Annotated in this window: 13 protein-coding genes and 4 pseudogenes; 8 read left to right on the top strand and 9 right to left on the bottom strand. The window is 55.1% G+C overall.

The window, feature by feature from the left end; translation table 11 throughout:
• Positions 1 to 164: 164 nt before the first annotated feature.
• Positions 165 to 1,306, bottom strand: a pseudogene (locus tag SGP1_RS00585) (NAD(P)/FAD-dependent oxidoreductase).
• A 277-nt stretch (positions 1,307 to 1,583) separates the two neighbouring features.
• Between SGP1_RS00585 and pitA the strand changes: the two are divergent.
• Complete coding sequence (gene pitA / locus SGP1_RS00580; protein WP_011409940.1) at positions 1,584 to 3,182, top strand: inorganic phosphate transporter PitA; 1,599 nt, start codon at positions 1,584 to 1,586, stop codon at positions 3,180 to 3,182.
• A 54-nt stretch (positions 3,183 to 3,236) separates the two neighbouring features.
• Here the strand turns inward: pitA and uspB are convergent.
• A pseudogene (gene uspB, locus SGP1_RS00575) lies at positions 3,237 to 3,573 on the bottom strand (universal stress protein UspB).
• A 446-nt stretch (positions 3,574 to 4,019) separates the two neighbouring features.
• On the opposite strand from uspB, the gene uspA reads away from it, so the two are divergent.
• From uspA to SGP1_RS32280, 5 genes are all read left to right on the top strand, one after another.
• The gene (gene uspA, locus SGP1_RS00570; protein WP_011409939.1) at positions 4,020 to 4,484 is read left to right on the top strand and encodes a universal stress protein UspA; all 465 of its coding nucleotides are present in this window, start codon (positions 4,020 to 4,022) and stop codon (positions 4,482 to 4,484) included.
• 45 nt (positions 4,485 to 4,529) lie between these two features.
• Positions 4,530 to 4,919 (top strand): LysR family transcriptional regulator substrate-binding protein, encoded by a 390-nt coding sequence (locus SGP1_RS00565; protein ID WP_148203315.1) that lies wholly within the window; start codon positions 4,530 to 4,532, stop codon positions 4,917 to 4,919.
• 339 nt (positions 4,920 to 5,258) lie between these two features.
• The gene (locus SGP1_RS31800) at positions 5,259 to 5,585 is read left to right on the top strand and encodes a hypothetical protein (RefSeq protein ID WP_198408759.1); all 327 of its coding nucleotides are present in this window, start codon (positions 5,259 to 5,261) and stop codon (positions 5,583 to 5,585) included.
• Positions 5,563 to 5,907, top strand: a complete 345-nt coding sequence (locus SGP1_RS32285; RefSeq protein WP_341532873.1) for a hypothetical protein — start codon at positions 5,563 to 5,565, stop codon at positions 5,905 to 5,907. The genes SGP1_RS31800 and SGP1_RS32285 overlap by 23 nt, the downstream gene beginning before the upstream one ends.
• Entirely contained in the window at positions 5,904 to 6,182 is a 279-nt protein-coding gene (locus tag SGP1_RS32280; RefSeq protein ID WP_243466139.1) for a hypothetical protein, read from the top strand. The genes SGP1_RS32285 and SGP1_RS32280 overlap by 4 nt, the downstream gene beginning before the upstream one ends.
• 68 nt (positions 6,183 to 6,250) lie before the next feature.
• Here the strand turns inward: SGP1_RS32280 and SGP1_RS35945 are convergent.
• The 3 genes and pseudogenes from SGP1_RS35945 to prlC all read right to left on the bottom strand — a co-directional run.
• Positions 6,251 to 6,385: pseudogene (locus SGP1_RS35945) on the bottom strand (class I SAM-dependent methyltransferase); the annotation flags it as partial.
• Positions 6,363 to 6,488 (bottom strand): hypothetical protein, encoded by a 126-nt coding sequence (locus SGP1_RS35940; protein ID WP_424141131.1) that lies wholly within the window; start codon positions 6,486 to 6,488, stop codon positions 6,363 to 6,365. The pseudogene SGP1_RS35945 and the gene SGP1_RS35940, both read right to left, overlap by 23 nt.
• Before the next feature lie 5 nt (positions 6,489 to 6,493).
• On the bottom strand, positions 6,494 to 8,518 hold the full coding sequence (prlC, locus tag SGP1_RS00550; protein WP_011409938.1) for an oligopeptidase A: 2,025 nt from the start codon (positions 8,516 to 8,518) through the stop codon (positions 6,494 to 6,496).
• A 435-nt stretch (positions 8,519 to 8,953) separates the two neighbouring features.
• Here prlC and SGP1_RS32275 point away from each other — a divergent pair, with 435 nt between their 5' ends.
• Positions 8,954 to 9,196 (top strand): DoxX family membrane protein, encoded by a 243-nt coding sequence (locus SGP1_RS32275; RefSeq protein ID WP_243466138.1) that lies wholly within the window; start codon positions 8,954 to 8,956, stop codon positions 9,194 to 9,196.
• A gap of 406 nt (positions 9,197 to 9,602) precedes the next feature.
• Here the strand turns inward: SGP1_RS32275 and SGP1_RS32270 are convergent, their stop codons facing one another.
• Genes SGP1_RS32270 through SGP1_RS32265 form a run of 3 tightly spaced genes read right to left on the bottom strand, consistent with a single transcriptional unit; the run spans position 9,603 to position 10,459 of the window.
• The gene (locus tag SGP1_RS32270; RefSeq protein ID WP_243466137.1) at positions 9,603 to 10,046 is read right to left on the bottom strand and encodes a hypothetical protein; all 444 of its coding nucleotides are present in this window, start codon (positions 10,044 to 10,046) and stop codon (positions 9,603 to 9,605) included.
• 51 nt (positions 10,047 to 10,097) lie between these two features.
• Positions 10,098 to 10,232, bottom strand: coding sequence for a hypothetical protein (locus SGP1_RS34835; RefSeq protein ID WP_279379424.1), 135 nt, complete (start codon positions 10,230 to 10,232; stop codon positions 10,098 to 10,100).
• Positions 10,233 to 10,237: 5 nt separating this feature from the next.
• Complete coding sequence (locus tag SGP1_RS32265) at positions 10,238 to 10,459, bottom strand: pyridoxal-phosphate dependent enzyme (protein ID WP_243466136.1); 222 nt, start codon at positions 10,457 to 10,459, stop codon at positions 10,238 to 10,240.
• Between the two features lie 238 nt (positions 10,460 to 10,697).
• On the opposite strand from SGP1_RS32265, the pseudogene SGP1_RS00535 reads away from it, so the two are divergent.
• Positions 10,698 to 11,128: pseudogene (locus SGP1_RS00535) on the top strand (MarC family protein).
• Positions 11,129 to 11,165: 37 nt separating this feature from the next.
• Here SGP1_RS00535 and SGP1_RS00530 read toward each other — a convergent pair.
• Positions 11,166 to 12,479: a purine-cytosine permease family protein gene (locus SGP1_RS00530; protein WP_011409936.1), complete on the bottom strand. Its 1,314-nt coding sequence runs from the start codon at positions 12,477 to 12,479 to the stop codon at positions 11,166 to 11,168.
• Positions 12,480 to 13,051 lie beyond the last annotated feature (572 nt).

Here is a 13,051-nt window from a genome sequence, read left to right as displayed (position 1 = left end):
AGCACTTTTCATCTATTCCGGTTTTTTCGCATATAGCACTGCCTCAGTAGATAGAATTCCTAATCCACAGATGCGCCGAAATAGATGAAAACCGCTCTAGCGTTTGCCCAGTGCTTGGCGAGGAATCAGCGGGTGGGGGGCACCCCTTTATTGGCCCGACGGCGTCAATGGGGCGCCACGGCCAACGCCTGTGCGCAGGCCCAGGCGGAGCTCCAGGCCCACTGAAAGTTATAGCCGCCGAGCCAGCCGATAACATCGACCACTTCGCCGATGAAATACAGTCCCGGTACGTCGTTGCACGCGAGCATTTTGGAGGACAGATAGCGGGTATCGACGCCGCCCTGTATCACCTCAGCGGTGCGGTAGCCTTCAGTGCCGTTGGGTTGCACCCGCCACTGTTGCAGCGGTAATACCCATTGCGCCGTTAGGCGCGGGGTCAGCTGTTTCAGACTGATATCGGGAATGTCGTGCAACTGGTGCCAGCATTCCACCAGTCGACGCGGCAACAGCTTTGCCAGAGTATTTTTCAGGCTTTGGTTGGGATGGGCGGCGGTTTCCTCGCTGAGGAAGGACGACAATGCCACATCCGGCAGTAGATCGATGGTCAAGAACTCGCCCGTTTGCCAGAAGCTGGAAATCTGCAATATTGCCGGGCCGGACAGCCCGCGGTGGGTAAAAAGGATATTTTCGCGAAAACGGGTGCCATCTTCGGCGCTGACGACAGCCGGTACCGCGACACCCGCCAGTGTCGCCAGCGGATCCAGTAGCGGTTTATGCAGCGTAACGGGCACCAGCGCCGCCCGCGTGGGAATCACCGCCAGACTGAACTGCTGGGCAAGGCGGTAACCAAACGGCGTCGCCCCCAGGCCGGGCATCGAGAGACCGCCTGTAGCGATCACCAGCGCAGAGGTGAAAATCTCCCCCTGCGGTAGCGTCAGCAAAAAACCACCGTCGTGCCTGGCGACCGTCAGCACTTCGCTGCGCAGACGCAGCGTGACCTGTCCCAACCGGCACTCCGCCAACAGGAGATCGACAATCTGCTGTGCGGAGTCATCGCAAAACAGCTGGCCGAGGGTCTTTTCATGCCAGGCAATGCCGTGGCGCTGCACCAGATCGATAAAATCCCATTGGGTATAGCGTGCCAGCGCCGATTTGCAGAAATGGGGGTTTTGCGACAGATAGGCGGCCGGGTTTTTTGCCGTTATCCAAACAGTAGCACACGGCGGCCCAATTGGCCCGCCTGGGCGGCGCAAAACATGCCCGCCGCGCCGGCGCCGATAACAACCACCTCAAACTTTTCTGCCATGATGTCACTCTGCCTATACTCTTAATGGGCGACCTAACCTGGCGGGCTAAGCCCGCGGCCCGATTGTAATGATGGGCCTAACAGGACAATGCTATGTTAACAAAATGCTAGATTGGGTAAAAAAAAGCGTATCTTGCTGAATTTGAAAGTTTATAGGGGTAAATGCATGTCTGTCGGCGGCAAGAATATCAAAAAAAGGTCATATTTTCCTTTTCCCTTGGCCCTCTTGTCGCAGATAATGTGGCCCGTTCATGTCCAAACAATGGCGTAACTCTCTATGCTACATCTATTCACCTGCATGGAATTCCATACCGGTTTAATGTTGGTGCTCGCATTAATTTTTGTTCTGGTTTATGAGGCCATCAATGGCTTTCATGATACGGCCAACGCCGTGGCCACCGTCATCTACACCCGCGCACTGCGCTCCCAACTGGCGGTCGCCATGTCCGGGGTGTTCAATTTTCTCGGGGTTCTGATGGGCGGATTGAGCGTGGCCTACGCCATCGTTCATCTCTTGCCGACCGACCTTTTGCTCAATGTCAGTTCAGCCCACGGTCTGGCGATGATGTTTTCCATGCTGCTGGCGGCGATTCTGTGGAACCTGGGCACCTGGTATTTCGGCCTGCCGGCCTCCAGCTCGCACACCCTTATCGGCGCAATTATCGGTATCGGTCTGACCAACGCGTTGGTCAGCGACAGCTCGGTGGTCCAGGCGCTCAATATCCCCAAATTGATTGAAATCTTCCTGTCGCTAATTATTTCTCCGATAGTGGGTTTGGTGCTAGCGGGCGCGATGGTGTTTGTTCTGCACCGTTATTGGAGCAGCACCAAAAAGCGCCGCCGCATCCATCTGACGCCGGCGGAGCGTGAGAAAAAGGACGGCAAGCGCAAACCGCCGTTCTGGACACGTATCGCCCTGATTTTCTCCGCCGCCGGAGTGAGTTTTTCCCACGGCGCCAATGACGGGCAGAAGGGGATCGGGCTTATCATGCTGGTACTAATAGGCGTTGCGCCGGCGGGATTTGTGGTCAATATGAACGCCAGCGGCTACGACATCAGCCGCACCCGCGATGCGGTGAATCATTTGCAGCAATATTATACTCAGCACCCCGGCGCGTTCACCCATGTCGTTGGCCCGGATGAGCAACCCCTACCGTCGCCGGCCGCGGAAAATGCCGTCCCCGGCGCCGCGCCTGCCGTTGACCCTGCTGTCCCCCCTGCCGCCATCGGCGCGCCGATGGCCAATGGCCAGAGGCTGGATCAAGGGGATACCCCCCAGCCACAGGAGTTTCATTGCGACCTGTCCCGGGCGCTGTTCGCCATCAATCGCGCCTCGCTGCTGTTGGGCAATCTGGATAGCTATGAAACGCTTAACGCCGATCAGCGCTCGCACGTACGGCGTCTGCTGATGTGCATTGCCGACACCGCCGACAAAGTGGCGAAGCTGCCGGAAACCCCTTCTGCGGATAAACGATTCTTATCGAACCTGCGCCAGGATCTGCTGTATACGGTAGAGTACGCGCCGATGTGGATCATTATCGCCGTAGCGCTGGCGCTTTCGCTGGGCACCATGGTGGGCTGGCGTCGGGTGGCCACGACCATCGGCGAGAAAATCGGTAAGAAAGGCATGACCTATGCCCAGGGGCTGTCGGCGCAGATGACGGCGGCGGTGTCCATCGGCGTCGCCAGCTATACCGGTATGCCGGTTTCTACCACCCACGTGCTGTCATCCGCGGTCACCGGCACCATGTTGGTGGATGGCGGCGGTGTGCAGGGCAAGACCGTGAAGAATATACTTCTGGCCTGGGTACTGACGCTGCCGGTGGCGATTATTCTGGCCGGTAGTCTTTACTGGCTGGCGCTGAAATTGATTTAGCCTCAGCCGCACGCAGCAAGACGGCCAGCCGGCCGTCTTTTTTTTACCTGTCGTTCAGTGCCAGATAGCCAGAGCGATCAGGCTGACCACAATCAGACCACATAATGCGCTGGTCAACATGAACTGCCCTCGCACGCGTTCACAGCGGCGGATGAATTCCGGGTCGTGATGATCCAGGTAACACTGGGCAAAGATGTAGCGCACCAGACGCAGCTGCTTGCCAGGCTGACCATGGGGCGGTAAAAAAACCGCTACCGTCGACATATTGGTACAGAAGCGGATCGCAGCCACGCAGCACCACCAGCAACGCACTCAATGAAGAATAATAACGAGCCATATTAATCAGGCATACGACACATGAAGCCCAGAACAGCGCAACAGTGTTCATGATGGATCCTCCCGGCAACATCCAAAACCGCCGCAAAGCCCGACGTCCGCGGGACGACAGCGGTTATAACCGATATATGTAAGCTCACTACTGACAGACCATCTGAAGTTTGTTGCTATGCGCATGCGAGCGGCGCGGAAGAGAACTGTGAGATGATGGCATACTGTTCAGTGTAGAAAAATTTTGACAAAAGCCGCCAACCGAAGCGATAGAAATTATGCATTTTCGCAAAAAAAGTTTTACCCTCGCGTCAAGCGGACGCTGTCAGCCCGGTCGGGGGCAGATATCGTGACCCTTCTCGCAGTTGCGCAGGTCAGCCGCTTCGTTCCAGGGGCGAGTACGGCTATACTGAAAGAGGGATATCAAGACTGGAGACAGTGCGTCCGCTGTCGCCGGGGTCGCATATTGCGACGAGAATAGACAAGTGACATTTTGCAAGGAGTCTGATTATGGCTTACAAACACATCCTGATAGCCGTTGACCTTTCACCGGAAAGTAACGTGCTGGTCGAAAAAGCCGTATCGATGGCCAGACCTTATAACGCCAAAGTTTCCCTGATCCACGTTGACGTCAACTACTCCGACCTCTATACCGGTCTTATCGACGTCAATCTCGGCGATATGCAAAAGCGCATATCTGAAGAAACGCAGCATGCGATGACCCAGCTGTCGCAAAACGCTGGCTATCCGATTACCGAAACACTGAGCGGCAGCGGCGATCTGGGCCAGGTGCTGGTGGACGCCATTAACAAATACGACGTGGATCTCGTTTTGTGCGGCCATCACCAGGACTTCTGGAGTAAGTTGATGTCTTCTGCGCGCCAGCTTATCAACACGGTCCATGTGGATATGCTCATCGTTCCACTCAGCGATGATGAAGAAGATATGGATGAAATCGCCCCCTGCCCGGCGTGAAGATATAAAAAGGGGCGAATAAAGGCGCAAAACGCTAGGCAAACATTGGCCTCGTTGGATGGTTTGAAACAGGAAGCCGCACTAGCACAAACGGTGGCGGGAGACGTGTTGGCGATAGGCATCGTGCCGTCAGCTATGCGCGTGGTTTCCATGTTGATAAACGAATACCGCCGCAATATTCCCTGGCTGCGTCTGAAGGTGTTTGCTTTGAGCACGCGAGAAATACTGAGCCGGCTAAAGAAACATGAACTACACGTCGGCATCGCCTATACGGAGCAATGTCCTGCCGCGATCTATGAAACACTGCCGCTATTCACCGAGCGATTCGTGCTTTTGACCGGCGCCGCATCATCGAATATGCCTTTCAGCAGGCGGGCGTCAGCCCCTCGGTGGTGGTTGAAACCAATACCTTCGATGTGCTGTATAAGATGGTAAGCCGCGGACAGGTTGCCAGCATTGCCCTCATTAGCGCGATCCCACCTGTTTTCTCACTCATGGCATCGCCGTGCATCCCATCATGCCGCAACCGGCGCCGGAGATAAGCTTGGTGCGCTTGCGACAAGACATTCAGCCAGCGCTGCTTTGCAGTATTTGGACCATGACGCCGCCCTTCAATCTTCAGCATGCGCTGGATCAGGTAATGACCCACAAGGTAGATAGTTTGTCTCTATCAACAGATGCTAGCAATCGATCAGACGGAGGAGAGGTAAAGGCTCAGAGTGGAAAGCGCAATAGCTTTGAATGTTAAGCGCTTCATTAGCCTAAGGATGGACTATGTCGAAAACTTTATGTGTACTTTACCCCGATCCTGTCACCTGCTTTCCGCCGATTTACGCCCGTGACAGCCTGCCAACGATCCTCACCTATCCCGGCGGGCAATCCGCTCCGATGCCGTCGGGGCCGCTGGGTTTTACCCCCGGCGCGCTGGTCGGCAGTGTGTCGGGAGAGCTGGGCCTGCGGCCCTATCTGGAAAGTCATGGACATGAATTGATCATCACCAGCGATAAAGACGGCGCAGACCCCGTTTTTGAGCGCCACCTGCCCGATGCCGATGTCGTGATTTCGCAACCGTTCTGGCCTGCGTACCTCACTCACCGCTGAACGCATTGCTAAAGCGCGCAAGCTCAAACTGGCCCTGACCGCCGGTATCGGCTCAAATTACGTTGATTTAAAGGCCGCTGCCGAGCGGGGGATCACGGTGGCCGAGGTCACCTTTCCCAACTCGATTAGCGTGGCTGAGTATGTGGTCATGACCCTTTTGGCGCTGGTGCGAAACTATCTTCCCTCACACCAGATGGCGAAAAACGGCGGGTGGAATATTGCCAACCGCGTGACCCGCAGCTACGATATTGAAGGCATGCACTTTGGCACGCGGGGCGCATTGGCCAGGCGGTTCTTCGCCGACTTAAACCCTTCGCTATGAAGTTACACTACTATGATCCCCACCGCCTGCCCGCCGTATTGGAGGAAGAACTCGGTCTGACTTACCATGACACGCCCGAATCCATGGTGAGGGTTTGCGACATCGTCAACGTGCAGACGCCGCTCTATCCTACAACGCAGGGTTGCTCAGCGATATTCAAGCGTCATGCCCCGGCACTCAGTGCGTCGCAGGGACGTTCTTTGACGTCACGCTATTTCCTCGGCGTGTTTCGCCTTCAGTCGTTCCTCTCTGGCGGGGACGCCTGTGACGGATAAAGATCAAAACGATGGTTCTTGGTGGTGATAGAAGCCTGCGGCGGCGCATAGTCGGGCCTTTTTACTACCACCCGGCAGCCCAGACAGGCCAGTACAAAAGCATCCCGCCCCAGACCGGCGGTGGCGTCCACCACGTCCGGCAACCATTGGCCTTTGATACCCACCGCCTTGGCTACCGCCTCACCGCGCCCGCCGCCGATGCGCCAAGGCGGCCTTGGGATCGCTTATCAACCCCCAGCGCGCAGCCAGCGCCTGCAAAGATTTGGGGTCGATGCCGGCCTCACTGTCCAAAAAGACCGTGCTCAAGCTCCCTATTCCCGAATACCGTAATGGCGCAGCATAGCGTCCAACTGCGGCTCGCGGCCGCGGAAACGGGCAAAAAGCACCATCGGCTCTTCGGAACCGCCGCGGGAAAGAATCGTATCGAGGAACGATTCGCCGGTATCCCGGTTGAAAATCCCCTCCTCCTCGAAACGCGACCAGGCATCCGCCGCCAGCACATCCGCCCACAGATAGCTGTAATATCCCGCCGCATAACCACCGGCGAAAATATGGCTAAAGGCGTGGGGGAATCGTCCCCACGGCACGGTCGGTAACACCGCCACCTGTTTTTTCACCTCCGCCAGAGTGTCAAGTACGCGCGCGCCCTGCTCAGGCTGATATTGGTAATGCATGCGGAAATCAAACAGGCCGAATTCCAGTTGGCGCAGAATAAATAACGCCGCCTGGTAGTTTTTCGCTTCCAGCAGCTTGTTCAATAGCGCATCGGGCAGCGGCTCACCGGTTTCATAATGGCCGGAAATAAACGCCAGCGCTTCAGGCTGCCAGCAATAATTCTCCATAAACTGGCTCGGCAGCTCCACCGCATCCCAAGGCACACCGCTGATGCCGGCCACCCCGGGAGTGTCAATACGGGTCAGCATGTGGTGCAGCCCATGCCCGAACTCATGGAACAGCGTGGTCACCTCATTATGGGTAAACAGCGCCGGTTTACCGCTTATCGGGCGGTTGAAGTTGCAGGTGAGATAGGCCACCGGTTTTTGCAGTTCGCCATAGGCCTTGCGCATCATGCCGACACAGTCATCCATCCAGGCGCCGCCGCGTTTATTATCGCGGGCGTACAGATCCAGGTAAAAACTGCCGCGCAGTTCGCCATGCTCATCAAACAGATCGAAGAAGCGAACGTCCGGATGCCAGGTATCTACATCGGTGCGCTCTTTGGCGGTGATGCCGTAGATACGTTTGACCACCTCGAATAGACCGCTTACGGCACGCGGTTCAGGAAAATAGGGGCGCAGTTGCTCATCATTGATCGAGAACAGGTGCTGTTTTTGTTTTTCGCCGTAATAAGCGATATCCCACGGATCCAGCGTATCGCGGCCGAAGTGGCGTTGCGCGAAGGTGCGCAGCTGCGCCAGCTCTTGTTCTCCCTGTGGCCGTGCGCGCTTGGCCAAATCGGTGAGGAAATCCAGCACCTGCTGAGGATCCTGCGCCATTTTGGTGACCAGGGATTTATCGGCATAGCTGTTGAATCCCAGAAGTTGCGCCAGCTCATGGCGCAGCGCCAGAATTTCGCTCATGATGGGGCCGTTATCCCATTTGCCGGCATCCGGCCCCTGATCGGAGGCGCGGGTGTTATAGGCGCGGTAAAGCTCCTTACGCAGCGCGGCGTTATCGCAATAGGTGAGCACAGGCAAATAGCTGGGGATATCGAGCGTCAGCAACCAACCCTCCTGGGCGCGGGCGGCGGCAAGCGCGCTTTCGGGCATGCCGACCAATTCCTGCTCATCGGTTATCAACTTGCTCCAGCCCATGGTGGCGTCCAGAACGTTATTGCTGTAGGCCGATCCCAGCTCCGACAGCCGGGCGACAATTTGTCCGTAGCGCTGCTGTTTTTCCGCCGGCAGCCCGATACCGGACAATTCAAAATCGCGCAGCGCATTATCCACCGCTTTTTTCTGCGCCACGCTCAGCTGTACGTAGTGTTGGCCATCGCGCAGATTACGGTAGGCTTGGTACAACCCCTTATGTTGCCCTACCCAGGTACTGTATTCAGACAGTAGCGGCAGGCTCTGTTCATAGGCTTCGCGTAATTTCTGGCTGTTCTTCACCGCATTTAAATGGCCCACCGGCGACCAGATCCGGCTTAAACGGTCATCCGCATCCGCCAGCGGCTGGCAGAGATTCTCCCAGGTGAACGGGCCGGGCTGCGCCACGACCTCTTCAACGGTGTGGCGGCATTGTTCAAGAGCGGCTTTCACCGCTGGCACAACGTGCTCAGGACGAATAGCGGCAAAAGGGGGCAAGGAAAACGAGGTCAGTAACGGATTAGTCATAGCGCAGTCCTGATTATCGTGAAAGCCAATAGGATTAACATGAGGCTAACTATAGCGAAAATCAATGGCGAGCGAACCGTAACAGCCGCCGCGCGACGCGACTGGTCAATTTCCCTCCGCTTAGGCCGCCTAAGCGGTGATGCGTTGAGGGTTTCCAGCTCATCGGTCTCAATTAGCGTTTAATTGCTTGATCTGGTGCATATAAATGTTCAGTAATAATTAGTTTAATAGTTATTATTAATAGTTAATTCTTCACCACGCTATATCTGAGGACGGATATCATTATGCTAACTGCCTTTAACCGAATGCTGGATAAGCCGGATCTAGGGAAATTGCTGATGCGGTTTACCTTTGGCGCCATGATGTTGTTTCACGGCATCCTACAAACTGCTGTTCGGCATCGATGGCATCATCGGGATGGTTCAGGCCCATGGTATGCCTGCCATCGTCGCTTATGGCGTGTTCCTGGGTGAAATCATTGTGCCGCTGATGTTTATTTTCGGCATTCTGGTGCGGCCGGCAGCGCTGATTTTCTCCTTCACCATGCTGTTTGCCTGGCTGATTACCGAACCCGGTATCATTTTTACCCTGACGAACGTGGGCTCCTGGGGACTGGAGAATATCGCCGTCTATCTTTTTGCCGGGCTAGAGCACTTTTCATCTATTCCAGTTTGTTAAATAGCCATTAATCTATATGGTGTGGCTAATTTTTTTCTCTGAGGTCTGAATGGTACATTCTTACAGTGAGGAGTTAAGATCGCGAATAATCGGATTGATTCAGGTTGCTAGAGCACTTTTCATCTATTCCGGTTTTTTCGCATATAGCACTGCCTCAGTAGATAGAATTCCTAATCCACAGATGCGCCGAAATAGATGAAAACCGCTCTAGCCATCGCTCTGCTGGGCTGCGGCCGCTATAGCGTGATGAGCAATCCTACCTGGCGATAGGGTGCTGCCACGCTGCATAAGGGCGAGGAACGCGGGCCGGTACAGAGAGACGATGAGAGGGATCCGTTGGCGCTAAAGCCAACAGGATTCGCCGCGAGGGGCAATTTATGCCAGAGAACCATGACGGTAATGCCGCCTAAACCGGATGATGCAGCGCACCCAGCTCGTGGAAATATTGCTCACCCCGGTCACGCTCGGCGTCGCTGCCGGCATCGGCGAACAGCGTAATGACGCACTGCGCCGGCGTCATTTCCTGCGCCAGCCGATAGGCGCTGCTCCAGTTGGCTGCGGCGGACGCGCCAATACGGATATCGGTCAAAAGATGAAATTCAAACATCGCGCTCAGCGATACCCGCCAACTGACTTCATTGAACTGGACATCATCCAGCCCCACGTGGGCGAGAAAAGGTTGGCGGAAACCAAAACCCATCCCGCCCACGCCACCGAATTTATCGCAATCATTGGTCGGATCATAGGTACCAAACGGCAATTCTCTGGGGGTAGTGCCAAGCACCCTTAACGCCGGATTGTCCTTGACCAGTGCGGCATAGAAGCCGCTTAAGGTACCCCCGGTCCCCACCGCCGACACCCTGCCGTCCGCCTTCTTATACCCCAGTTGGCGGCGGATTTCCTACCCGGCCTGGTATTGGTGAACCTCCACATTCACCAAATTCAGATGTTGTGACAGCAGTATCCAGCCGGGATCGTGCAAACCTATCGCCTGGGCGCGGCTGATGAGTCCCAGCAGGAAAAAGCGGCGTTCCACGGTAGTTAATTCAGCGGCGGCGAACTCTCGGGGATGATCAAATGTATCGGAATGCCGCACAACTGACCTAGTTTCGCCAGGGCTTTGCCCATATTGCCGCCGGAGGCGTCCAACAGTTTCAGCGGTCCGCGGTTAACATCATGTTGATTGATAGCTTCACAGAACATACCGAACGCCACTCGATCTTTCACCGAGCCGAACGGATTGACAAACTCGAACTTCGCCAAAATACGGCCGCCCCCGGCGTGCTGGGCACCGGTTACAAAGGAGTACTGCCCAACGCCTGATAAAAGGGAGTTAACTCGGGGAACAGGCTGGGCGAAAGTGACTGACTTGTTATGTGTACTGACAATTTATCAGTTGGCCGACAAGGATAAATTCCTGTAAAATTAATTACTTATTGCTTTACTCCCGTCGATTTCAGTGCCCCAGCGGCGGGAAAAAAACGGTCTGGAGGCCTCGTGTATGTTTGAACTTTTCAAAGCAATCGGCTTGGACCTCCTAATGGTGCTGCTACCGTTAGTGAATCCGCTCACACCACCGTGGCGTTGTTCCTCAGCCTCAGTAAGAACATGACCGCGGCGGAACGCAATCAGCAGGCCCGGCTGGCGTCGGTCTATGTCTTCGCCATTATGATGGTCGCCTTTTATGCCGGTACGCTGGTGAAGACGTCTACTTTTCTCCCTGGGTTACCGCGCTCGCGCCGGTGCTGATTTTCTTCACCATCAGCGTGGTTGTCTGGATAGCTCTACGCAGTTCTGCGTGCCATTATGCATGTGGTCGGCGCCAGCGGTATTGAAGCGATTTCACGGCTAATGGGATTTCTGCTGGTGTATATGGGCGTCCAGTTCATTATCAATAGCGTACTGGAGATCATAGCCGACTATCACGCCTGATGCCGTCACTGGCGCCCCTATCCTGGCACGGCGACGCTTAGCCATCAGACCGGCAGCGACCTGATATCCTTTGTTTCGCCTGCACCATCAGCCAATAGAGCAGGCAACCTGCCAGCAATGCATTCAGTGACGGGATCCCCAGTTGGCAGGTGAGGCCCACCGCACTACCGCCCAGCCAGGCCGCCACGGCTGACCAGCCGATCACAGGCGTCGCCGTCACGTCGGGCAAAGCGTGGCGTGCGCGGGTCGCATCAAGCAACGCGCGATGCGTGCGCAGCACGTAGTAATCCACCAGCATGATGCCGGCGATCGGCGGGAACAGCACGCCCAGAAAAATGAGGAAGTCGATAAAATGGGCAATAATACCCATTACCGATAATGTGGTGCCGGTCAGTCCCAACAGCAGCGTCAGCCAGCGGTAGTGCCACTTGCGATGGGTCAACGCATCGAGCGCCGTTGCCATGCCAAGGCTGGCGGAGTACAAATTGACGTCATTCACTTTTATGGCGGAGAGAATCACGGTAACCAGGCCTATCCCGCCGGCGCTGTGGGTCATGATGGTGACCACGTCCGCCGTTCCTAGCGCGTGGGCGACAATAACGGACAGGCAATTTATGATTATCTCACCCACAATAATCGAAGCCGTCACCATAAATAAAACATGATTTTTATTCTTACAATAGCGGCAAATATCGGGAGAAATCAGCGCACCGACAATATACCCACCGGCTACCATGGTAGCCCCCTCACTTAATGACATCGCCGGCCCACCAGGCTGCCCATTTAGACAATTCAACACATCCGCGCCGCTGACAACACCATACAGAATATACAACACCACCAGGAAAAATAACGGTACGGACATTTTCGCCGTCCAGCTGAGTGCGGAAAAACCGTATAAAACTAATAGCGTAATGATCAATCCTGATAGAATGGCGGCGACGGGAAAATTAAGTATCCCTTGTGATGCATGCACCAATCCTTCCGCCAGCACGGAATTCTGCACGCCAAACCAGCCTATCAGGCTTAAGGCGATAACGATGCCAATCAGGCACGAACCGACACGTCCGAAGCCGCACCAGCGGGCCAACAGACTGGTGGATAACCCTTCATTCATCCCGACCAGCCCCATTCCCAGACTCACCATTTCCAGTATCAGGCTACCGAGCACCGTTGCCAGCATGGCCTGCCCGAAAGTCATACTGTGTCCCAGCGTCGCGCCAACCATGAATTGCGATAAGGAGGTCATTACACCCATTCGCACCAGCGTGGCATTTAATAGACTTGCCCGGGACGCTGCCGGCACCCGGTTATAGGCATGGTCATTTTTATGAATTTCTGCTCCGTGCATAATACTTCTCCCTGAGGCTTATTACCGCGTCGTTTCCTGGCGCGGATAGATTTTTAATGCATTAAATAATATTAATGTCGAATGATTTAAATCTGAAGCGACAACCGGGATATAATGAAACACATAAATGAGCATTTCAACACCTGACGTATTTTCAGATTAATGCGTGATATCATAATTTATTTAAAAAATAATGCTATTTTTAATAATTATTATCGCCAAACCGCGGCGTCACAAAGCGCAAAAGTAAGGTCCCCAGCAAAACACCGGCATCAAGCTCTCACAGGCGGTTCACTAACGGATGTTAAGGTACTATTGGGGCCTCCTGGTCATGCGTCACTCGCCGCGTCTGGCATCAAGAACCGCTCCCGCTAAGGCTTTCAGGCGGCTACCGCAGCCAGCGCGCTGGCTAACTGGTTCACATTTACAGGAAGGCAGCTTTACCCCCTCAATGTGCCGCCGCATGGGAGATAACAATGGCTGTAAAACGAAGGAATATACCCATAAGATCCCCGAAACGGGCCCTTTTCGCCCGCTTTTTCCGGCTCGCCGGGCGCTTAGCTCGTCTATCG

Source organism: Sodalis glossinidius str. 'morsitans', from assembly GCF_000010085.1.
GTDB classification, from domain to species: domain Bacteria; phylum Pseudomonadota; class Gammaproteobacteria; order Enterobacterales; family Enterobacteriaceae; genus Sodalis; species Sodalis glossinidius.
This window is presented reverse-complemented; position numbering and strand designations above follow the sequence as displayed.